Raw genomic sequence first — 21,663 nt, 5'->3', positions numbered from 1 at the left:
GGACGTCCCGGGTTACTTCTCATCGGCGATCCTGGTGACGGCGGCGAGGAGGTCGCTGTACTTGACCGCGCCCAGGGCCCGGGCGGCGATCCGGCCCTGCCGGTCGATGATCAGCGTCGACGGGATGGCCGCCGGGGGGACCGTGCCCTGGAAGGCGAGCGCGACCCTGCCGGGCTGGTCGAAGATGCTCGGGTAGCCGGGCTGCTCGGTGCGTTCGAAGGCGAGCGCCCTGGCCTTGTCGTCCTTGAAGTCGACGCCGAGGAACTCCACGCCGTCGGTTCTGGTCTTGGCCGCGATGTCCTTGAGCACCGGGGCCTCGGCGCGGCAGGGCGCGCACCAGGAGGCCCAGAAGTTGAGCACCACGACCTTGCCCCGGTGCGCGGCGAGCGAGGCGGTGCCGTCCTGCAGGGTCGTCCCCTCGACCGCGGGGGCCGCCTTGCGGCCGTCCGCCTCGAAGACGGTGACCTTGCCGTCTCCGGCGATGAACCGGGTGTCCCCCGCCTGTGGCTGGGACGCCTGGCTTCCGGCGCATCCGGCCGCCGCGACGGCGAGCAGCAGGGCGGCGGCGAGCGGTCTGGCGCGCATCGAAGGACGGTCTCCCTGTACTACTACAAGCGGTAGAGCAATCACTCTACCGGCGGGGTCACGCGCCCGGCACAGTGGGGCGCCGGACGAGCGCGGCCGCCGGCTCGGCGTATCCCACGCTGGCGAGCCGGTCGCCCTCGAAGCAGAAACTGGTGACGCTGGCGAGCCCGCACTGCCTGCGGCGCGGGTCGTGCGGGAGCGGCCTGCGCTCGGCCGCGAGCCGGATGACCCAGATGGGGAGCTGGTGGCTGACCAGCACCGCCTCGTGGCCCCGCGCCGCCCTGCGGGCGGCCAGGATCGCCTCCCGCATCCGGCCGACCACCTCGCTGTAGCGCTCCCCCCAGGAGGGGCGGAGCGGGTTCCACAGGTGGCGGTAGTAGCGGGGGTTGCGGAAGACGCCGTCGCCGTTGCCGACGGAGACGCCCTCGAAGGCGTTCGCCGCCTCGATCAGCCGGTCGTCGAGCCCGACCTCCAGGCCGAAGGTCTCGGCGAGCGGGACGGCGGTCTCCTGGGCCCGCTCCATCGGAGAGGAGAACAGGGCGACGACGTCGCGCCCGGCCAGCGACTTGGCCGCCGTCTCGGCCATCAGCCTGCCGTTCTCCGACAGGTGGTAGCCCGGCAGCCGGCCGTACAGGACGTTGGCGGGGTTGTGCACCTCGCCGTGGCGCAGGAGGTGGATGACGGTGGTCTCAGCCATGGTGCCGTCAGCCTACCCACTGGTAGGGACGGATGGCACGGACGGGTCCGCCCGCGCCGCCCGGCGCCGGGCGTACGGCCCGCCGTCCGCACCGCCCGGTTCCGGGGCGTACGGCCCGCCACCCGGCCGTCCCGCGGCGGAGCCCCGGCTCACACCGTCGCTCCCAGGACCCCAGGGGGCGCGGCTCACGCCACGGCCTCAGGAGGCGCGGCTCACACCACCGCGCCGAGGCCTTCGGAGGCGGCCCGGAGCGCGTCGACGGCGGCGCGGATGGCCGGACGGCGGGCCGCGTCGCTCCGCCAGACCGCGTAGATCCGGCGGATGGGACGCGGCCGGATCGGGACGGCCCGGACCCCCGGCGGCAGGAGGTCGCGGCCGAGCCGGGGGACGATCGCGCAGCCCTGCCCGACGGCGGTGAGCGCCAGCTGGGTCGGGTACTCGTCGGCCATGCAGGTGATCTCCGGTTCCAGCTCGGCCGCGCGGAGCGTGTAGACCAGCCAGTCGTGGCAGACCGTCCCGGGCGAGCCGCTGATCCACCGCTCCCCGGACAGCTCGGACAGCTCGATCTCGGCACGCCCGGCCAGCGGATGGCCGACGGGCAGGACCACGTCGGCGATGTCGTCGAAGAGCGTGGCCCGCGACAGCCCGTCGGGCACGGCCAGCGGCCGGTTCATCCAGTCCTGGATCACCGCCAGGTCGAGCTCGCCCCGGGACACCTCGCGGACCATCCGCTCGGGCTCGCGCTCGTGCAGCCGGAGCGTGAGGTCGGGGTGGCGCTCGCGCAGGCGGACCAGCGCCTGCGGGAGCAGCCCCCGGGCCGCCGTGGGGAAGGCGCCGATGCCCAGCCGCCCCACGACCTCGCCGCGCAGCGCCTCGAAGTCGGCCTCGGCGGTCTCCACCAGGGCGAGGATGCGCTCGGCGTGGTCGGCCAGGAGCCCGGCCGCGTCGGTGAGCCGCACCCCGCGCCCGCTCCGCTCCAGCAGGGTCGCGCCGGTCTCCCGCTCCAGCTTGGCGAGCTGCTGCGAGACCGCCGACGGGGTCACCATGAGCGCCTCGGCCGCCGCGCCCACCGACCCGTACACGGAGACGGCGTGCAGCGCCTTCAACCGGTTGAGATCCAACATATAAGCAACCCTAAACCATGGATTCCCTTGCGTCTCGCTTTTACTGAATGATCCATTGGTTTGTGCGCGTTCCCCGTCCGCCCGTGGACGTTCCCGCCCGTGAACGTTTTCCCTCCGCCGACGCCCCGTCCCGACCCGGATGCGCGGGCGCGCCGTCACTCCCTCGCCGGGATCCTCCGCCTGCCTGACTGGCGGAATCACCGCCCATCAGAACTTTGCCCGGAAATTTCGCAGGACTTCCGGACCACGGCCGAGGAGGTGTACACGCCCGTCGACCGATCCGGTGTGACCACGCACCGCACCGACGGACCCGGAGGCCCGCCATGCCAGTCACCACCCAGGCCCTGGGCACGATCACCGTGCTCGCCCTGGCCGTCGGCCTCACCACGTCCCCCGTCGCGGCGGACGCCCGGCCGGCCACCGTACCGGCGCCCGCCGCGAGCGCCGTGCCCGTGGACGCCGCACCCGCCGGAAGCGCCGTGCCCGACCCCGAGGACTGGAAGCCGAGCGAGCCCGTCGGCCTGACCGGCCCGGTCTCCGAGGTCCTCGACGACGCGCCCGAACGCGGACCGGTCCGCGTCGTCACCCTGACCGCCGACTCCGCCGGGCGGCCGGAGATCAGCGTCACCGTCGCCGAGAACCGGGGGGACGCCGCCGACGCGGTGGAGGACGCCCGCGCCGTCCCCGACACGCTCGCCGTCGTCGTCGACGCGAAGGTCTCCCTCGCGGACACCCCCCGCCCGGTCACCGCCGGGGATCCGGCGGCCGCCGCCTCGGACGCCGGTCCGGTCTCGGGCACGGCCGCCCTGTCCAACGACGCGTACCGCAGGCTGCAGTGGCCGCTGAACCGGCTGTACGGGGAGAGCGTGTGGGCGTCGGGAACCGGCGCGGGGCAGGTCGTCGCCGTCGTCGACGGCGGTGTGGACGCCTCCCACCCCGACCTGGCCGGGGCGGTCCTGCCCGGCACCGACCTGGTCGCGGGCAGCGGTGACGGGCGCTCCGACCCTGACGGGCACGGCACCCACGTCGCCGGCGTCATCGCCGCGCAGGCGGGCAACGGCCTCGGAATCGCCGGTCTCGCGCACGGTGCGAAGATCCTGCCGGTCCGCGTGCTGGATGCGAACGGGGAGGGCTGGTACTCCGACATCGCCGCCGGCATCGTCTACGCCGCCGACCACGGCGCGACCGTCATCAACCTCTCCCTGGGCGGTACCAGCACCGACCCGGTGATGCAGTCCGCGGTCGACTACGCCCTCGCCAAGGACGTCGCCGTGGTCGCCGCCGCCGGCAACGCCGGTCAGAGCTGCGCGGAGCTGCGTTATCCGAAGCCGGGCCTGAACTGCGGCAACCCGGTGAGCTACCCGGCCGCCTTCCCCGGCGTCGTCGGGGTCGCGGCCACCGACAGCACCGACGTGCGCGCGGCGTTCTCCCAGTACGGGTCCTACGTCGACGTGGCGGCCCCCGGCGTGTCCGTCTACTCCACCTACCCCTCGGGGAGGTACGTCTACATGGACGGCACCTCGATGGCCTCGCCGTACGCCGCCGCCGCCGTGGCGCTGATCCGGGCGAAGTTCCCCGCGATGTCGGGGCCCGAGGCGACCGCCCGGCTCACCGGCACCGCCTACGACCTCGGCGCGGCCGACCGGGACTCCCTCTACGGCGCCGGCCTGGTCCAGCCGCTCGCCGCGGTCTCCGGCAGCGTGCCGCCCCCGGCGGCGAGCACCGTCACCGGGCTGGGCGTCTCCTTCACCGCCGTGACCGCCGGGCAGTCCGTCCTGGCCACCACGACCGTACGGACGTCCTACGGTACGAAGGTCAACGGAACCGCCCGGCTGTGCAGCCGGAGGATCACCGTCCGCGCCTACACGTGCGCGAGCGTGGCCGTCCGCGACGGCGTCGCCGCCAAGGCGCTGCGCGTGGACGCCGGGACCTACGTGTACGCGCAGTTCACCGGAACCGCCGCCGCGAAGGCCGGCACCAGCCGGACGGTGCGGATCTACGCGCGGCCGAGGGTGACGGTGGCGGGCGGGAGCGGGAAGCTGACCTTCCGGGTCTACCAGCCGCGCGGGCAGCGGGTCTCGGTGCAGCTGTACTCCCGCGGCGCGTGGCGGACGGTGAAGACCTCGGCCGCCTCCTCCACGGCCTCCCGCACCGTCAGCGGGCTCTCCCGCGGCACCTACCGGGTCGTGGTGGCCGCCTCCGCCGACCTGCTCACGGTGACCTCCGGGAAGACCGCCGTGCGCTGACCCTCCGGCGTGCGCCCCTTCCCCCACAATGGGCGGAGGAGGAGCATGGAGAAGGCGACGGAAGCGGGCCGAATGAACACACACGGTGACGGAGACGATGTTACGGTGACCGACGTGACCAGCGCGCTCGACTACTGGCCGGCTCCGCCTCCGTGGGGATGGACCGCCGACGACCTCGATCGTCTGCCGCCGGAGGGACCGAACGGCGAGCCCGACTTCTTCAAGCACGTCGAACTGATCGATGGAGCCCTCGTCTTCATGTCCCCCCAGAAGCGCTTCCACCAGCGCATGATCCGCAACCTCACCGAAGCCCTCGGCGACCAGGCTCCTGCGCAGGTGACGGCGGTGGACCAGATGGACGTCAAACTCGGCCACCGGATGCGGCCCTGCCCGGACGTGCTCGTCGTCGACACGGCCGCCGCCGACGACGACGACCGGACGTACTACACGCCCGACGAGGTGCACCTCGTGGTCGAGGTCGTCTCGCCCGAGTCGGAGGAGCGCGACCGCAAGACCAAGCCGGCCCGCTACGCCGAGGCCGGGATCGCCCACCTGTGGCGGGTCGAGAACAACGACGGCAAGCCCGTCGTCTACACCTACGAACTCGACCCGGCCACCCGCGCCTACGCCCTCACCGGCATCCACCACGGCCGGTTGACCGTCCCGGTCCCCTTCCCCGTCGACGTCGACCTGGACGGGCTGCCCCGGTAGGGGACCGCGCGGGTGTTCCCCGTCAGGACGCCTGGGCCGCAGCCTTCGCGGCGACGGGCAGGGCCTCGGCGATGCGGGTGAGGGCCTCGTCGTCGTGGGCGGCCGACAGGAACCACGCCTCGTACGCCGACGGCGGCAGGTAGACGCCCCGGTCGAGCATCGCGTGGAAGAAGGCCCGGTAGGCGGCGGTGTTCTGCCGCTGCGCCCCGGCGAAGTCGGCAACCCGCTCGTCGGTGAAGAAGATCGAGAACAGGCTGCCCGCCCGCTGGAGGCGGTGCGGCACGCCGGCGGCGGCCAGCGCGTCGGCGGCGGCGCGGCCGACGACCAGCGCGGCGGCGTCGACCCGGTCGTAGACGTCGTCGTCGCAGGCCCGCAGTGTGGCCAGGCCCGCGGCGCAGGCAAGCGGGTTACCGGACAGCGTGCCGGCCTGGTAGACCGGGCCCTCCGGGGCGAGATGGGCCATCACGTCGGCGCGGCCGCCGAACGCCGCCGCGGGCAGGCCGCCGCCCATGACCTTGCCGAAGGTCATCAGGTCGGCGTCCACCGGGTCGAGGCCGTACCACCCGGCCCCCGACACGCGGAAGCCGGTGAGCACCTCGTCCACGATGAGCAGCGCGCCGTGCGCGGTGCACAACTCGCGGAGCCGGGCGTTGAACCCGTCCAGCGGCGGGACGACCCCCATGTTCGCCGGGCAGGCCTCGGTGATCACACAGGCGATCTCGTCGCCGAACGCGGCGAACGCCTCGGCCACCGCCTCGGCGGAGTTGTACGGCAGCACCACGGTGTCGGCGGCCGAGGCCCCGGTCACGCCGGGGGTGTCGGGCAGCCCGAAGGTGACCAGGCCGGAACCGGCAGAGGCGAGCAGGGCGTCCACGTGGCCGTGGTAGCAACCGGCGAACTTCACGATCTTGGAGCGGCCGGTGAAGCCGCGCGCCAGCCGTACGGCCGACATCGTGGCCTCGGTGCCCGAACTGACCAGCCGGACCTTCTCCACGGGCGCGATCCGGGCGACGATCTCCTCGGCGAGCTCGACCTCGCCGGGGGTGGCCGTGCCGAACGAGGTGCCGGCCGCGAGGGCCTCCTGCAGGGCCTCGACCACGGCCGGGTGGCGGTGCCCGAGGATCATCGGGCCCCAGGAGCAGACCAGGTCGACGTAGCGGTTGCCGTCGACGTCGGTGATGTACGGCCCCTGGCCGGAGGCCATGAAGCGCGGCGTGCCGCCGACGGCGCCGAAGGCGCGGACCGGGGAGTTGACACCTCCCGGGACGATCTCGCGGGCGCGGGCGAACAGGTCCTCGGAGTTCTCAGTACGGCTCACCGTCCCAGCCTAAGGGCCCGTGGAGCCGGGTCCCGAGCCGAGCCGGGTTCCATGCCGGGTCCCGAGCCGGATACGCAACCGGGTCCCGAACCGGGCCGGTGCCCTCGTCCGGCTTCCACGCCGGGGCGCGGGCGGGACGCCGTTCCCGTTCACCGGGACGCTACTACTCGCAGGCGTCGGCGAGCCGGTCGAGGACGCGGAGCGGGTCGGGCAGCGGTCCGCCGTCCGGGGCGCGCAGCCAGGACGCGCAGCCGCCGGAGGGCAGGGTGGAGGGCGGGGCGACGACGTAGCTGTCGCGGCAGTGCCAGCGCAGGCCGGGCATCTCCTCGATGGTCGAGGGCCCGTAGTCGAGGGGGCAGGACCACCACTCGTCCTCGTCCTCGGAGAGGTTGCGGGTGGCCACATAGAACAGCACCCGGTCGCCGTTCTCGGCGACCGGGCCCGGTACGGATCCTGCGGCGTCCATGGCGGCGAGGGTGGTCAGGCCCGCCTCGCGCGGTACGTCGAACACGTCGAAGACGCGACCCGTGGGCAGGATGATGTTGGCCTCGGGGTCGGCGCTCCACCAGTGGGTCAGCAACGCGGGATCGGTGGTGGCCTGCATCTGCCAGGCGCGCGAGAGCGGGTGGCTACCGGGGTCCGGGCAGCCGATGCGGTCGCAGGAACAGGCACGCGACCCGCCCTGGAGCGGACGGGCGCCCGTACAGCTCGCCCAGCCCAGCGCGGCGTACTCCAGCGCGGATTTGACCATCTGCTGCTTCGGATGACTCCGCCGCTTACCGCGCCGCGCCAGTGATACCCCCACCATGGTGTCCTCCGTTGTCCGCGAGCCCCGCGCCATACCCGGATGCGACGACATATCCACATTCTGGTTTACAAGAAAGGCATTCAGCAGGGTCTACGCCACCTGGGACACATCCGCACCGGTTCTCGAACTCTAACGCACGGTTCTCACCGCTCAGCGGCAAACCCCCAGTTCTGGGCATGTGCGAAGCATCTCAACACAACGCGCAGCGTCACCGTTCAACGCAACCGGCGGGCCGCCTCGGTCGCCCAGTAGGTGAGGATCATGTCGGCCCCGGCCCGGCGGATCGCGACCAGCGACTCCATGATCGCCCGGTCCCGGTCGATCCAGCCGTTCGCCGCCGCGGCCTCGATCATGGCGTACTCACCGCTGATCTGGTAGGCCGCCACCGGGACGTCCACCTCGTCGCGCACCTGGCGCAGGATGTCGAGGTAGAGCAGGGCGGGCTTGACCATCACCGCGTCGGCACCCTCGGCCAGGTCCAGCCGGACCTCCCGCAGCGCCTCGCCGACCGGGCCCGCGGGGTCCTGCTGGTAGGCGTTGCGGTCGCCGAACTGCGGCGCGCACTCGGCCGCCTCCCGGAACGGGCCGTAGAACGCCGAGGCGTACTTCGCGGAGTAGGCCAGGATCGGGACCTGCTCGAAGCCCTCGGCGTCCAGCGCGGCGCGGATGGCGGCGACCTGGCCGTCCATCATCCCGCTCGGCGCGATGACCTGCGAGCCGGCCCGCGCCTGGGCCACCGCGACGGCCGCGTAGCGCTCCAGGGTCGCGTCGTTGTCGACCTCGCCGCCGGCCGTCAGCACGCCGCAGTGCCCGTGGTCGGTGAACTCGTCCAAGCAGGTGTCCGTCATCACGACCATCGCGTCGCCGACCTCGGCGACCAGGTCGGCCACCCCCTGCTGGACGATCCCGTCCGGGTCGTCGCCCGCCGAGCCGCGGGCGTCCTTCACCGCGGGGATGCCGAACAGGATCAGCCCGCCGACCCCCGCCTCGGCCGCCTCGTGGGCGGCCTTGCGCAGCGAGTCGCGGGTGTGCTGGAACACCCCGGGCATCGAGCCGATCGGGTTCGGCTCGTCGATGCCCTCCTTCACGAACATCGGCAGGACCAGCTCGGCCGGGTGCAGCCTGGTCCCGGCCACCATCCGGCGCATCGGCGACGTACGGCGGAGCCTGCGCGGACGCGCGGCGGGGAACTGGGCGGTCATGGTCTCTCCCTCCCCCGGCCGGGGGGTGTCATCGGCCGGAGGACCGTTTCGGGTCTGCTCACTGTTCGGTCGTCCCGCCGGGACGGCGGCCGCGCCGCGGACGCCGCACCTCCGGCGCCCACGGCGTTTCCTTCAGGCTACGCGGTCGGTCCGGGGCTCGCCCGGGACTCACTTGGGACGCCGCCGGGCTCCCCGCCGGGTCTGGGAGGGCCTGCGCGGGACCTCCCCGGCCGCGAGAGCGGCCTGACGGAGCTTCGCACCGTACTCCGCCAGCCCCGACGCCAGGGCCGAGGCCGAAGCCGTGTCGGCCATGACGTCGACCCGGAGACCGAACTCCTCCGCCGTCTTGGCGGTCTGCGGACCGATCGCGGCGATCACCGTGACGTTGTGCGGCTTGCCGGCGATGCCCACCAGGTTGCGCACCGTGCTGGAGGAGGTGAACAGCACCGCGTCGAACCCGCCGCCCTTGATGGCCTCCCGGATCGGGGCGGGCGGCGGCGCCGCCCGCACGGTCCGGTAGGCGGTGACGTCGTCGCACTCCCAGCCCAGCTCGGTCAGGCCCGCGACCAGCGTCTCGGTGGCGATGTCGGCCCGCGGCAGCAGGACCCGGTTGATCGGGTCGAGCATCGAGTCGTACGGCGGCCACTCGTCCACCAGGCCCTCCGAGGACTGCTCGCCGGTCGGCGTCAGGTCGGGCTTCACCCCGAACTCCACCAGGGCCCGCGCGGTGGCCTCGCCCACCGCGGCGACCTTCAGCCCGGCGAAGGCGCGGGCGTCCAGGCCGTACTCCTCGAACTTCTCGCGCACCGCCTTGACCGCGTTCGCGCTGGTGAACGCCACCCACTCGTAACGTCCGGTGACCAGGCCCTTGATCGCCCGGTCCATCTGCTGCGGGGTGCGGGGCGGCTCGACGGAGATCGTGGGCACCTCCTCGGGCACCGCGCCGTAGGAGCGCAGCTGCTCGACCAGGCCGGCGGACTGCTCCTTGGTCCGGGGGACGAGCACCCGCCAGCCGAACAGCGGCTTGGTCTCGAACCACGAGAGCCGGTCGCGCATGCCGACCGCCTCACCGACCACGATCAGCGCGGGCTCGGTCATCCCGGCGTGCTTGAGGTCCGGCCCGATCCGCCCGAGGCTGGTCACCACGGTGTACTGCTCGGTGGTGGTGCCCGCGCTGCTGATCGCGACCGGCGTCGAGTCCGGGCGGCCGGCGGCGATCAGCGCCTTGCCGATCGCCACGGCCTCGGAGATCCCGTTGTAGATCACCAGCGTGCCGGCGCCCGCCGCATGCGCGGCCCAGTCGCCGACCATGGTCGCGTCCACGACGCGGAACTCGGGCACCGACACCGCGGCGGGGATGCCCGCGTAGGCGAGCACCGCCGTCGCCGGGGGGACGCCCGGCACGATCTCGAACTCCACCTCCGCCGCCGCGCAGGCCGCGACCTCGTCGGTGATCGAGGAGAAGAACATCGGGTCGCCCCCGCAGAGCCGGACGACGCCCCGCCCGGCCTTGGCCGCGGCGACGGCCTTGGCGGGCGCGCCTTCCTCGGCGGCGTCGACGACCTCGACGCCCTCCCGGCAGTGGCGCAGGAGCGGGCCGTACGCCTCCTGGTCGAGCACGACGGCGTCGGCCCGGGAGAGCAGGTCCGCCCCGCGCAACGTGAGCAGGCCCTCGTCGCCGGGCCCGGCGCCCACGAAGGCGACGAAACCGGCCGGGTGCTCGAAGGTGGTGCTTCCGGAGCTCACTGCTGCTGCTCCCCCATCAACGTGCCGGCCCCTTCGGCGATCATCTCGGTCGCGAGGGCGCGACCGAGATCCATGGCCGTCGAAGAGGAACCGGCGGTGGACTTGCGGACCGCGCGGCCGCCATCGATGGCGATGACGGCCGCGGTCAGGTTCAGATCCTGCCCGGTGACGACCGAATGCGCACCCACCGGAGCGGCGCACCCCGCCTCCAGGGCGTTCAGCACGGCCCGCTCGGCGGTCACGGCGGCGCGCGTGGCGGCGTCGTCGAGCACGCCCAGCAGCTCGACCAGGTCGGCCCGGTCGGCCCGGGCCTCCACGGCCAGCGCGCCCTGCCCGGGGGCGGGGAGCATCTCGTCGACCTCGAAGATCTGCGCGATCTCGGCCTCCCGGCCCAGCCTGCGGAGTCCCGCCGCGGCCAGCACGACGCCCTGCAGCTCACCGGAGGCGACCTTGCCGATCCGGGTGTCGGCGTTGCCGCGGATCGAGACGTACTCCAGGTCGGGGCGGAGCGCCCGGAGCTGGGCGATCCGGCGCGGCGAGCCGGTCCCGACCTTCGAGCCCGGCGGCAGGTCCGCCAGCTTCGCCCCGGCGACCAGCGCGTCGCGGTGGTCGTCGCGCGGCGGGATCGCGGCCAGGGCGATGCGCGGGTCGGGGGTCGTGGGCAGGTCCTTCAGCGAGTGCACCGCGAAGTCGACCTCGCCGTCGATCAGCTTGTCGCGCAGCGCGCTGACGAAGACCCCGGTCCCGCCCATCTGGGCCAGGTCGCCCTTGGTCACGTCGCCGTAGGTGGTCACGCCGACGAGCTCCACGGCGCGGCCGGTCAACTCGGTCAGCCGTGCGGCCACCAGTCCGGACTGCGTCGTCGCCATGAGGCTCCGACGCGTCCCCAGTCTCAGGGGGCCCGTCATCGGTCCACCTCCATGTCGATCGTCTCGACGCGTCTCACCGCGTCGGGCACCTTCGGGTCCAGGTTGAACAGCTCGCGCAACGCTTCCGCATAATGATCGCCCGCCGACGACGCCGCGAGCTGTTTGACACGCACGGTGGGCTCGTGGAGCAGTTTGTCGACCACGCGCCTGACCGTCTGCGCGACCTCGTCGCGGACCCGGCCCTCGATCTCCGGCACCCGGGAGGCGAGCCGCCCGAGCTCCGCCTCGACCACGTCGGCCGCCTTGCTCCGCAGCGCGACCACGGTCGGGGTCACGCGCGCGGCCCGCTCGGCGCTCAGGTAGGCTGCGACCTCCTCGGCGACGATCGCGCGCACCGCGGCGACCGCCTCGGTCCGGCCGTCGTCGTCGACGCCGGCGATCTCGCCGTTCTGCATGGACTCCAGGTCGACGAGCGTGACACCGGGCAGCCGCCGCACGGCGGGGTCCACGTCGTGCGGGAGCGCGAGGTCCAGCAGGAACATCCGCCGGGGGGTCACCATGTCCGCGGTGACGACCACGTCGGTGGCCCCGGTGCAGGAGACGACCAGGTCGGCCGCGGCGAGCTCGGCGGCCAGGCCGGCGAACTCCGCGGCCCGGCCGCCGACCGTCTGCGCCAGCCGTACGGCGCGCTCGTGGGTCCGGTTGACCACCACGATGTCGGTGACGCCCGCCCGCTGGAGGGTCGCGGCGGACAGGGCGCTCATCGAGCCGGCGCCGACCACCAGGGCGCGCAGGCCCTGGATCGGGCCGAGCGCGCGCTCGGCGAGGCGCAGTCCCACGCCGACGAGGGACGCGCCCGCGCGGTCGATGCCCGTCTCCGCGTGCGACCGCTTGCCCACCCGCAGCGCCTGCTGGACGAGCTCGTTGAGCGTCGGGCCGAGCGTCCCCTCGTCCTGGGCGAGCCTGAGCGCCTGGCGGACCTGGCCGAGGATCTGCCCCTCGCCGACCACCATCGAGTCCAGACCCGCGGCGACCGAGAACAGGTGCTCGACGGCCCGGTCCTCGTAGTGCACGTACAGATGGGGGACGAGCTGCTCCACGGGCACGCCGGAGTGCACGGCCAGCAGCGCGGTGACCTCGCTCACCACCGCGTGGAACCGGTCCACGACGGCGTAGACCTCGACCCGGTTGCAGGTCGAGACAATCATGGCCTCCGCGACGCATTCGCTCCGCTGGACGTCGTGGAGCAGCTTGGCCAGCGCGTCCCCCGAGACGGAGACCCGCTCCAGGAGCGCCACGGGCGCCGTCCGGTGGCTCAGGCCGACGACGAGGATGCTCATGAGCGCCTCCCCCGCGGCGACGGACGGTCCGCGTCCGCGGGCAGGCCGTACCGGCCGGTCAGGTCCCGCCCGCGGCGGCACTCTCTCGTCCTCTGTGAAGTCACAGGTCCACCGCCTCGGGCCATTCGTCGGCCATCGCGGGCCCCCCAGTCATCCGATCCATCTTGCGCTGCTCGTGGAACGCGAGGATCTGCAGTTCGATCGACAGGTCGACCTTACGGATATCGACCCCTTCAGGCACGGAAAGCACGACGGGGGCGAAGTTCAAGATGCTGGTCACCCCCGCGGCGACGACCCTGTCGGCCACCTGCTGGGCCGCCGCGGCAGGCGTCGCGAGCACCACGATCGACACTCCCCGCAGCCTTATCACGGTTTCCAGCTCGTCGATGTGCTCCACATTCAACCCCGCGATGTGGTCGCCCACCACTTCGGGGTCGGCGTCCAGGAGCGCGGCGACCCGGAATCCGCGGGAGACGAAACCCCCGTAGTTGGCGAGCGCCCGGCCGAGGTTGCCGACCCCGACGATGGCGACGGCCCAGTCCTGGGTCAGGCCCAGCTCGCGGGAGATCTGGTAGATGAGGTATTCGACGTCGTAGCCGACCCCGCGCGTGCCGTAGGAGCCCAGGTGCGACAGGTCCTTGCGGAGCTTCGCCGAGTTCACCCCGGCGGCGGCGGCCAGGTCCTCCGAGCTCACGGTCGCCAGTCCCCGCTCGGCCATGCCGTTGAGCGCCCGCAGGTAGAGCGGCAGCCGGGCGACGGTCGCCTCGGGTATGCCACGCTCACGAGGTTGGGACGGACGGCGGATCACGTGCCGGAGCTCCAGGGGACAGGCGGCCGGCGCGGCCCGGACGCGACGGATGACGAGGTGAGGCCACTGTCATCCAGGTTAGTCCCTTTGTGAACCGATGCACAAAGTGAGAGCGTCCGGTGTGGCCAAGCCGACAGTCACATGGCGACGCCGCGCGTCGCGGCTCGGGGGCCGCGATCGGTTAGCGTGATCGCATGGCACCGCAGGATCACCGCATCACGCTGCTCGGCAAGCCCGGATGTCACCTGTGCGACGACGCGCGGGCCGTCATCGAGCGGGTCGCCGGGGAGCTGGGCGTTCCCTGGGAGGAGCGCGACATCACGGCCTCCGCGGAGGACCACGCGAAATACTGGGAGATGATCCCGGTCACCCTGGTCGACGGCGTCCAGCACGATTTCTGGCGCGTCGACGAGGACCGCCTGCGCGCCGCGCTCAGATCCTGAAGGCGGTCGGGAGCGGGATCACCTTCGCGGCGTTCACGTTGAGCTCGATGACGTTGGTGGCGAGCACCATGGCCTGCCGCTCGGCGACGAACCGCTCCACGTGGGGCTGGCTCTGGTGCTCCCGGTAGGCCACCTCGTCGCGGTAGAGCTCGTAGACGATGCGCTGGAGCGGGGCGGACTTCACCGAGTGGCAGGCGTAGATCAGGGTGTCGGGCTCGCTCCCGCGCACGATCTCCACGGTCTCCTCGGCCAGCCGGTCGAACGCCTCGCCGGTGCCGTCGATCAGCGTGAACACGGTGAGCAGGCCGAAGATGCTCGGCGAGACGCGGACGCGGTCGTCCGGGAGCGGGGGCGTCCCCGGAGCCGCGCCCGAGCGGGCCGGGCCGGGCGCGCCGACCGGGGCGGCCGGGGCGCCGAACGCCTCCTCCGCGGACATCGGGCTGCGGGCGCCGAACGCCTCCTCCGCGGGCATCGGGCGCGAGGCCCTGTCCTGCACCCCGTGGGAGGGCGCGTGCCCGCCGAACTCGTTGAGGGGGATGCTGTACTCGCCCGTCGCCGGACCGGCGGCCGGCGGCATGCCGAACTCGCCCGTCGTCGGACCGGTGGCCGGAGGCATGCCGAACTGGCCGGTCCTGGGGGGCGGCTGGGTGTAGTCGTGGTCGGCCGGCGGCTGGCCCGTGAGCGGCATGCCGTACTCGCCGGCCATGAAGGTGCCGGTGGCGGGGCCGCCGAACGGATCGTCGTGGGCCTGGCCGGGCTGGCCGGGCTGACGCATCCGGGCCGCGTAGTCCACGTCCTGCTCGCCCGCGCGGTACTCCGCGACGAGGTCGCCGAGACCCGACCGGCGCGAGGGCTGACCGGACGCGGCGCCGGGAGCGGGAGCGGGAGCGGCGCCGGGCAGCTGGACCGGCGCCGCGCCGGTCGGCTGCCCGGGGGCCGTACGGCGGCCCGCGACCTGGACGTCCCGGGGAGGCGCGAGCCTCGGGCGCCGGTCCTCCCAGTCGTCCTCCTCGAAGTCGTCGTCGTCCTCGTCGTCGTACGGCGCGAGCGGGCGGAGCACGGCGTACCAGACGGCCGCGGCGGCCAGCAGGTGCAGCAGCACGATGAGCGTCCCCGGTGCCCCGAAGGCGCATGCCCCGACGAGGGCCAGCCCGGTGGGGGCGAGGACGCCGAGCGCGTGCATGTTGTCGGTGTCGTAGTCGTCGCCGTTGCGCCAGCGCAGGACCGCGACCACCAGACCGGCCAGCAGGACCACCGCCACGAAGGCCTGGACGGCCATGAGCAGGTAGGAGGGCGGGGGGTTCCAGTGGACGGCCGTGACCGGGAGGGTCTTGGCGAAGTCCTTCTCGTTCCGGACGGGGTCCACCAGCAGGATCACCAGCCCGACGGCGGTGAGCCCGGCTCCCGGCAGCCAGGAGCCGAACTTCGCGGCGGGCTTGCGGGCCAGGAGCTGGATGACGCCGACGGCCAGCCACAGCGGCGCCAGCAGCGACCCCGTCAGCTGGTAGACGCGGAACGTGAGCGCCCCGAACCCCAGGAGGTGGCCTGCGGCCATCACTCCCAGTGACACGCACAGCGCCGCCGTGGCGACGCTCCAGGCGATCAGCCATCCGGCGGGCTCGGTGCGGAGCCGGTTGGCGAGGGCGCCCGTGGCGATGGCGGCGAGCAGGGCTCCGGCGAGCGCGATGACAGCGACGAGGACTTCCATGGTGTCTCCAATGCTGCCGGACATTACCCTTCGACCGGTAGCCGGGCCCGTGCCCGGCTACCTGGACCGGTCCTGCGAGGAAGACCGGCCCCACACCGTATACGGCGATTACCGCCAGTCACGACGGTACGAAGTGGATTGTGGAATTTCCTGATGATTCCTAGAGTGGGCGGGCACGCCGCACCCTTCCTCCCCAGGGATACCGGATGCCAGACACGTGGCCATTAGCCGGGCCCCTCCCGACCGTCACCGGGGTGGCCCAGCCTGTCCGCAACAACGATCCCGCCGTACGCGAGGACGCCTCCGAGGAACTGAGAAGACTCGTCCTGCGCGCCAAGACAGGAGACACGGAGGCGTTCGGCACGCTCTACGACCGCTATCTTGACCTGGTCTACCGCTATATCTATCTCCGGGTCGGATCCCACCCGCTCGCCGAGGATCTCACGAGCGAGACCTTCCTCCGCGCGCTTCGCCGAATCGCCGACTTCACTTGGCAAGGACGTGACTTCGGGGCCTGGCTCGTGACCATCGCCAGAAACCTCGTCACCGATCATTTCAAGTCGGGCCGCTACCGGCTCGAGGTCACCACGGCCGACGTGTTCGAGACCCCGCTCGACGGCCCGCACATCCCGGAGAACGCCGTCGTCACCGCGATGGTCAACGACCGGGTGCTCCGCGCCGTCCGCGCGCTCCGGCCCGAGCAGCAGGAATGCGTGGTCCTGCGGTTCCTGCACGGCATGTCCCTGGCCGAGACCGCCCTGATCATGGGCAAGAAGAGCGGCGCCATCAAGGCCCTGCAGTTCCGTGCGATCCGGGCGCTCGCCCGGGCGCTCCCCGCGGACCTCGGCTGAGGACGCCCGTGACGGCGGACCCGTCGACGCCCGTCCCGGGACGCCGCGTAACCCGCCCCGCCAGGCCGTCGTTAGGCAGATGAGCGATGGGTCATCTTCCGGGGGCGGCAGGGAGCGTTCATGGGTAAGTGGCTGCCCGGGATCTCACGGAGATCCCGGGCGCGCGCCCGGCACCGCGTGTCGGGGCTCGGCACCCGGATTGGGGGCGCCTCCCCCCGGCCGGAGTTCAGGGCCGAGCTCCGCGACCGGCTCGTGCACGCCTCCCCCGGCCGGGATCCCCTCCCCGAGCCGGTCCCGGTACGGCGCGCCCGGCGGGCGCCGCGCGTCCGGCTGCTCCCGCAGCTGCTGAGCGCCGCGCTGGCCGTGGGCATGGTGACCACCGGCCTGACCACCTACGGGTCGGTGCCCGGCGACACGCTCTACCCGCTCAAGCGCGCCGCCGAGAACACCCTCCTCCGGCTGAGCACCGACGACGCCGAACGGGCCGACCGCGGTCTGCAGTCCGCCTCGACCCGCGCCGACGAGGTCGAGGCGCTGCTCGGCTCCGCGGCCCAGGGAGGGGAGAACCTGGTCGGGCAGACCCTCCAGGCGATGGAGGACACCACCCGCTCGGCGGTCACCTCCCTGACCCGGGTACGGCGCCGCGACGCGGAGGACGCCGAGGAGGTCACCGGCGACCTCGAACGCTTCGTCCGCAAGCAGCGCGACCAGATCGAGGGGATGCTCCCCAAGATGGACGAGGAGGACCAGCGCAGGGCCAACGGCTACCTGAACTACATCGAAGGCCTGGCACCGCCCGGGTGACCGGCCGGTGAAACGCCGCCGTCCGGCCCGGCGTAGCCGGGCCGCACCGGTGTGCTGCGGTTAAGCTGAGTTGCTATGAAGCGGCTGATACGACGGCGGAGCGCGGCGGAGACGGCCGGAGAGGTGGCGGCCGCGGCGGCCGTCGCCCTGCCGATGGCCGAGCCGGATCCGACCGCCGCCGCCTTCTTCGACGTCGACAACACCATGATGCGCGGCGCCTCGATCTACCACTTCGCCCGGGGCCTGGCCTCGCGCGGGCTGTTCACGACCAAGGACCTGGTGAGGTTCGCGCTCGGGCAGGCGGTGTTCCGCGTCCGCGGCGACGAGAACCCCGAGCACATCGCCGAGGCCCGGGAGACCGCGCTGGCGTTCGTCGCGGGCAGCAGGGTGGAGGACATCGTCCGCCTCGGCGAGGAGATCTACGACGAGGCGATGGCCGACCGCATCTGGCCCGGCACCCGCGCCCTCGCGCAGAGCCACCTGGACGCCGGCCAGCGCGTCTGGCTGGTGACCGCCACCCCGATCGAGCTCGCCCGGGTCATCGCCCAGCGCCTCGGCCTCACCGGCGCTCTCGGCACCGTCTCCGAGACCGTGGACGGCGTCTACACCGGCCGGCTGGTCGGCGACCTGCTGCACGGTCCCGCCAAGGCGGAGGCCGTACGGGCCCTGGCCCGCAGGGAGGGCCTCGACCTGAGCCGCTGTTTCGCCTACAGCGACTCGGCCAACGACCTGCCGCTGCTCTCCCTGGTCGGCCACGCCGTCGCGATCAACCCCGACGGGGAGCTCCGTGACCACGCCCGGGAGAACGAATGGGACATCAAGGACTTCCGTACCGGGCGTAGGGCCACGATGATCGGCCTGCCCATCGCCGCCGGGGCCGGTGCGGTGGCGGGCGGCGTGGCCGCCGCCATCGCCCTGCGCCGCCACTACCGCTCGTCCTGACGCCCTCCCGCGCTCGCGGAGCGTCGCGTCGGCCCAAGGCCTCAGGACGCATGTCAACCCACAGCCCCGCAGGACTCGCGTCGGCCCGTGACCCCGGAACGCACCGCGCCCGGGGTCAGCCCGTACCCGCCTCGTCCCGGGCCCGGCCCGCCGCGCGGCGCAGGGCCCGGTCGAACAGGCCCGACAGGGCCGCGTTCACGACCTCGGGCCGCTCCAGCCCGATCATGTGGCCGGCGCCGGGGACGATCTGGAGCCGGGCCCCCGGCACGGCCTCGGCGATGCGGTGGCTGTGCACCTTCGGCGTCAGGCGGTCGCGCGCGCCGACCATGACGAGGGTCTCCACCGAGCCGAGCGCGGCCAGCGCCCCGCTCTTGTCGTGGACGAGGAAGTCGTTGAAGAAGCCGACCATGACCTCGGTCGGCGTGGTGGCGACCATCTCGGTGACGAACCGCACGTGGTCGCGGCGCGCACCGGGGCCGAACGCGACGTAGCGGGTCACCGGCAGGTTGGTGCGCGTCCTGAGGGCGACGCTGCGGTCGATGAGCTCCGCGCGGGCGCGCAGGCGGTCGAACACGATCGGGGTGACGACGGGGGCGAGCCGGCCGACCGGGCCGGGCAGCCCGAACGTGCTCTCCCGCAGCCGCCCCGACGAGGTGCTGAGCAGCGCCACCCCCGCCACCCGCGAGGCGAGCAGCCCGGGGTGCCGCTCCGCGAAGGCCATGATCGTCATACCGCCCATGGAGTGCCCGACCAGCACCACCGGCAGCCCCTCGGGGACGGCCCGCTCGATCACCGCGGCCAGGTCGTCGCCGAGCCGGTCGATCGTGCAGGCGCCGGGCGCCCCGGCCGCGGAGCCGCCGTGGCCCCGCTGGTCGTAGAAGACCAGGGTGCCCCGGCCCTTGAAGGCCTCCCGCTGGAAGTGCCAGCAGTGCCGGTTCATGGTCCAGCCGTGCGCGAACACCACGGCGAACTCCGGGGACCCGGCCTCCTCGATGTCGACCGCGAGCTGGACGCCGTCGTCGACGGTGACGGTGACCGGCCGTCCGCGGTGCCCGCCGAGCGCCGCCTCGGACCGTTCCCGGCTCCGGCGCCGCCCGGCCGCGCCCAGCGCCACCCCCACGGCCAGCCCGGCGAGTGCGGCCCTCGTCGCGGTACGGCGTGCGGCCATGGCCCCTCCCAACGTCCAGGGTTCTCTGCTGAGCACACCATATCGGTCGAAAGCACCCGTTGTTAGACGCCATGCCTAATAAAAATCACGGCTCGTTCCGCCCGCGGAGGCGCAGGCGGGGGCCGGACGTCCTCCCCGCCGGAGCGCGCGGGCGGACCGGTCAGAGGAAGGGGGGGAAGGCGTGGCCCCGCCGGAGGCGGAGCTCGTTCAGCTGCTGCTGGACGACCTCGCGCACCTGGTCGGTGAGGTTGAAGACCAGCATCGGGTCGTCGGCGTCGCCGGGGGCGTACTCGTCGGTCCGGATGGGCTCACCGAAGCCGATCAGCCACTTGGACGGGAGCGGGACCAGGCCCAGCGGCCCGAACCAGGGGAACAGCGGGGTGATCGGCAGGTACGGCAGGCCGAGCGCCCTGGCCAGGAAGCGCAGGTCGCCGATCTTCGGATAGATCTCCTCGGCCCCCACGATCGCGCAGGGCACGATCGGGACCCCGGCCCGGATCGCCGAGGCGACGAACCCGCCCCGGCCGAAGCGCTGGAGCCGGTAGCGCTCGGAGAACGGCTTGCCGACGCCCTTGAAGCCCTCCGGGAAGACCCCCACGAGCTCGCCCTTGCGCAGGAGCCGGTCGGCGTCCTCGCGGCAGGCCAGCGTGTGACCGGTCTTGCGAGACAGGTGCCCGAGCAGCGGGAGCCGGTAGACCAGGTCCGCACCGAGCAGGCGGATCGCCCGCCGGTCGGGGTGGTCGTCGTGCAGGGCCACCTGGAGCATGAGCGCGTCGACCGGGATCGTGCCCGAGTGGTTGGCGACCACGAGCGCGCCCGAGTCGCCTGGAACGTTCTCGGCGCCGACCGTCTCGACGCGGAACCAGTGGCGGTAGAGCGGGCGGATCAGCTCCAGCAGCACCTTGTCGGTCAGCTCGGCGTCGAAGCCGAACTCGTCGACCTCGTACTGCCCGGTGAGGCGGCGCCGCAGGAACGCCAGCAGCTCGGCCAGGCGCCGGTCCCCGTCGTCCCCGCCGTCGCCCCACAGGCCGCGGTCGTCACCGGAGGCGTACGGCCCGCCGCCGGGATCCCGCCGCGGCCCGTGATCGGAGCGGTCCCGAGGCGGCTCGCGATCGGGGTGATCCCGAGGCGGCTCGCGATCGGGGTGATCCCGAGGCGGCTCGTGATCGGAGCGGGAGCGGCCCCGGGAGATGGGGATGACCTGCGCCTCGTGCGGCTCGCCGTGCGGTCCGCCGGTCCTGCCCGCCGTCTCGCTCATCTCGCCACCATACGGGAGAGCACGTCCATGGCGGCGGCGGGGAGCCCGCCACCCGGGCGCCGGGTGCGCAGGAAGTCCTCGAAGGCGGCGCCCGTGGAGAACTTGGGCCGCCACCCGAGTGTCGCGGCCAGCCTCGCACCGTCCACCGCGCGGCCGTGGCACATGAGCCGGAGCTGTTCGGGGGAGAAGTTCACCAGCCCCGCGCTCCTGGCGAGGTCGCCGAGCAGGCCGAAGGCCGGGGGCGGGACCGGCACCGAGAGCAGCCCGGCCCGCCGCAGGCACTGCGACAGGAGCAGCACCCCGTCTCCGGCGGCGTTGAACGTGCCGGGGTGGTCCTCCGTCGCCATCCGGCGCAGCACCTCGACCGCGTCGTCCTCGTGGACGAACTGCAGCCGCGGGTCGAAGCCCAGCACGGTCGGCAGCACCGGCTGAGAGAAGTAGCGGGTCAGCGGCGAGTCGACGCCCGGACCCATGAAGTTGGCGAACCTGAGCATCGACACGGTCACGTCCCGGCGCCGCCTGGCGAAGCCGCGGACGTATCCCTCGACCTCGACGGCGTCCTTGGCGTACCCGTGGACGGGCGGCTCGGCCGGCTCGGCGTCCTCGGTGAAGACGGCCGGGTCCCGGGGCGACGAGCCGTACACGGCCGTGGTCGAGCGCACGACGACTCGACGGACCGTCGCGGACCGCTGACAGGCACCGAGCAGTTGCATGGTGCCGATGACGTTGTGCTCCTTCATGAGCGCACGGCCGCCGCTCCTCGGGGGAGAGCTCACCAGGCCCACGTGGACGACGGTGTCGATGTCGGCGGCCGCGATCACCTGGGCGATGTCGGGGCTGCGCAGATCGACGCGGACGAACTCCGTCCGGCCGAGAGGTACGCCGCCATCACGTGAGAGCGAAGGCGGCGGCACCGTGTCTACTCCGATGACCCGGTCGATGTCCGGGTCAGCCGCGAGAACGCTCGCCACTCGGGCGCCGATGTGGCGCGAGACCCCGGTGACAAGCACGGTGTGGGTCATCGACGCCTCGCAG

At 73.2% G+C, this 21,663-nt stretch carries 20 protein-coding genes; 6 read left to right on the top strand and 14 right to left on the bottom strand.

Going from position 1 to position 21,663, the window contains the following annotated elements; all coding sequences use genetic code 11:
* Positions 1–12: 12 nt before the first annotated feature.
* From HS048_RS06185 to HS048_RS06175, 3 genes are all read right to left on the bottom strand, one after another.
* Positions 13–585, bottom strand: a complete 573-nt coding sequence (locus tag HS048_RS06185) for a TlpA disulfide reductase family protein (RefSeq protein WP_068898182.1) — start codon at positions 583–585, stop codon at positions 13–15.
* A gap of 58 nt (positions 586–643) precedes the next feature.
* Positions 644–1,282, bottom strand: a complete 639-nt coding sequence (locus HS048_RS06180) for a histidine phosphatase family protein (RefSeq protein WP_068898180.1) — start codon at positions 1,280–1,282, stop codon at positions 644–646.
* Positions 1,283–1,494: 212 nt separating this feature from the next.
* The gene (locus HS048_RS06175) at positions 1,495–2,406 is read right to left on the bottom strand and encodes a LysR family transcriptional regulator (RefSeq protein ID WP_068898178.1); all 912 of its coding nucleotides are present in this window, start codon (positions 2,404–2,406) and stop codon (positions 1,495–1,497) included.
* Between the two features lie 323 nt (positions 2,407–2,729).
* Here HS048_RS06175 and HS048_RS06170 point away from each other — a divergent pair, with 323 nt between their 5' ends.
* Together HS048_RS06170 and HS048_RS06165 are read left to right on the top strand one after the other, a co-directional pair.
* Complete coding sequence (locus HS048_RS06170; protein WP_196466396.1) at positions 2,730–4,652, top strand: S8 family serine peptidase; 1,923 nt, start codon at positions 2,730–2,732, stop codon at positions 4,650–4,652.
* A 105-nt stretch (positions 4,653–4,757) separates the two neighbouring features.
* On the top strand, positions 4,758–5,363 hold the full coding sequence (locus HS048_RS06165) for a Uma2 family endonuclease (RefSeq protein ID WP_231647426.1): 606 nt from the start codon (positions 4,758–4,760) through the stop codon (positions 5,361–5,363).
* Between the two features lie 22 nt (positions 5,364–5,385).
* Here HS048_RS06165 and hemL read toward each other — a convergent pair whose 3' ends face one another.
* The 7 genes from hemL to HS048_RS06130 form a co-directional block, all read right to left on the bottom strand.
* The gene (gene hemL / locus HS048_RS06160; RefSeq protein ID WP_196466395.1) at positions 5,386–6,681 is read right to left on the bottom strand and encodes a glutamate-1-semialdehyde 2,1-aminomutase; all 1,296 of its coding nucleotides are present in this window, start codon (positions 6,679–6,681) and stop codon (positions 5,386–5,388) included.
* A 163-nt stretch (positions 6,682–6,844) separates the two neighbouring features.
* The gene (locus tag HS048_RS06155) at positions 6,845–7,489 is read right to left on the bottom strand and encodes a bifunctional DNA primase/polymerase (protein ID WP_068898175.1); all 645 of its coding nucleotides are present in this window, start codon (positions 7,487–7,489) and stop codon (positions 6,845–6,847) included.
* 215 nt (positions 7,490–7,704) lie between these two features.
* Entirely contained in the window at positions 7,705–8,691 is a 987-nt protein-coding gene (hemB, locus tag HS048_RS06150) for a porphobilinogen synthase (RefSeq protein ID WP_068898173.1), read from the bottom strand.
* 168 nt (positions 8,692–8,859) lie between these two features.
* The gene (locus HS048_RS06145; protein ID WP_068898171.1) at positions 8,860–10,437 is read right to left on the bottom strand and encodes a uroporphyrinogen-III synthase; all 1,578 of its coding nucleotides are present in this window, start codon (positions 10,435–10,437) and stop codon (positions 8,860–8,862) included.
* Entirely contained in the window at positions 10,434–11,345 is a 912-nt protein-coding gene (gene hemC, locus HS048_RS06140) for a hydroxymethylbilane synthase (RefSeq protein WP_068898169.1), read from the bottom strand. The genes HS048_RS06145 and hemC overlap by 4 nt, the downstream gene beginning before the upstream one ends.
* Positions 11,342–12,646 carry a glutamyl-tRNA reductase gene (locus tag HS048_RS06135; RefSeq protein ID WP_068898167.1) on the bottom strand — a complete coding sequence of 435 codons (1,305 nt, stop codon included), beginning with the start codon at positions 12,644–12,646 and terminating at the stop codon, positions 11,342–11,344. The genes hemC and HS048_RS06135 overlap by 4 nt, the downstream gene beginning before the upstream one ends.
* A 100-nt stretch (positions 12,647–12,746) precedes the next feature.
* The gene (locus HS048_RS06130) at positions 12,747–13,454 is read right to left on the bottom strand and encodes a redox-sensing transcriptional repressor Rex (protein WP_068898165.1); all 708 of its coding nucleotides are present in this window, start codon (positions 13,452–13,454) and stop codon (positions 12,747–12,749) included.
* 194 nt (positions 13,455–13,648) lie between these two features.
* On the opposite strand from HS048_RS06130, the gene HS048_RS06125 reads away from it, so the two are divergent.
* Positions 13,649–13,897: a glutaredoxin family protein gene (locus HS048_RS06125; RefSeq protein WP_068898163.1), complete on the top strand. Its 249-nt coding sequence runs from the start codon at positions 13,649–13,651 to the stop codon at positions 13,895–13,897.
* Here the strand turns inward: HS048_RS06125 and HS048_RS06120 are convergent.
* Positions 13,887–15,605 (bottom strand): antibiotic biosynthesis monooxygenase, encoded by a 1,719-nt coding sequence (locus HS048_RS06120; protein WP_196466394.1) that lies wholly within the window; start codon positions 15,603–15,605, stop codon positions 13,887–13,889. The two genes, HS048_RS06125 and HS048_RS06120, sit on opposite strands and share 11 nt — an antisense overlap.
* A gap of 254 nt (positions 15,606–15,859) precedes the next feature.
* On the opposite strand from HS048_RS06120, the gene HS048_RS06115 reads away from it, so the two are divergent.
* The 3 genes from HS048_RS06115 (at position 15,860) to HS048_RS06105 (ending at position 18,202) form a co-directional block, all read left to right on the top strand.
* Positions 15,860–16,456: a sigma-70 family RNA polymerase sigma factor gene (locus HS048_RS06115; RefSeq protein ID WP_229798462.1), complete on the top strand. Its 597-nt coding sequence runs from the start codon at positions 15,860–15,862 to the stop codon at positions 16,454–16,456.
* Positions 16,457–16,576: 120 nt separating this feature from the next.
* On the top strand, positions 16,577–17,260 hold the full coding sequence (locus HS048_RS06110; RefSeq protein ID WP_153054315.1) for a DUF5667 domain-containing protein: 684 nt from the start codon (positions 16,577–16,579) through the stop codon (positions 17,258–17,260).
* Between the two features lie 75 nt (positions 17,261–17,335).
* Complete coding sequence (locus HS048_RS06105; protein ID WP_068898155.1) at positions 17,336–18,202, top strand: HAD family phosphatase; 867 nt, start codon at positions 17,336–17,338, stop codon at positions 18,200–18,202.
* A 115-nt stretch (positions 18,203–18,317) separates the two neighbouring features.
* Here HS048_RS06105 and HS048_RS06100 read toward each other — a convergent pair whose 3' ends face one another.
* The 3 genes from HS048_RS06100 to HS048_RS06090 form a co-directional block, all read right to left on the bottom strand.
* Positions 18,318–19,370, bottom strand: coding sequence for an alpha/beta fold hydrolase (locus HS048_RS06100; RefSeq protein WP_068898153.1), 1,053 nt, complete (start codon positions 19,368–19,370; stop codon positions 18,318–18,320).
* A gap of 160 nt (positions 19,371–19,530) precedes the next feature.
* Positions 19,531–20,628, bottom strand: a complete 1,098-nt coding sequence (locus HS048_RS06095) for a lysophospholipid acyltransferase family protein (RefSeq protein WP_230880752.1) — start codon at positions 20,626–20,628, stop codon at positions 19,531–19,533.
* Complete coding sequence (locus HS048_RS06090) at positions 20,625–21,650, bottom strand: NAD-dependent epimerase/dehydratase family protein (protein WP_068898151.1); 1,026 nt, start codon at positions 21,648–21,650, stop codon at positions 20,625–20,627. The genes HS048_RS06095 and HS048_RS06090 overlap by 4 nt, the downstream gene beginning before the upstream one ends.
* Positions 21,651–21,663: the final 13 nt, after the last annotated feature.

This window comes from Planomonospora sp. ID91781, from assembly GCF_015711595.1.
Lineage (GTDB): Bacteria > Actinomycetota > Actinomycetes > Streptosporangiales > Streptosporangiaceae > Planomonospora > Planomonospora parontospora.
The sequence above is the reverse complement of the archived record's forward strand: the minus strand, read 5'-3'. Positions and strand labels throughout refer to the sequence as shown.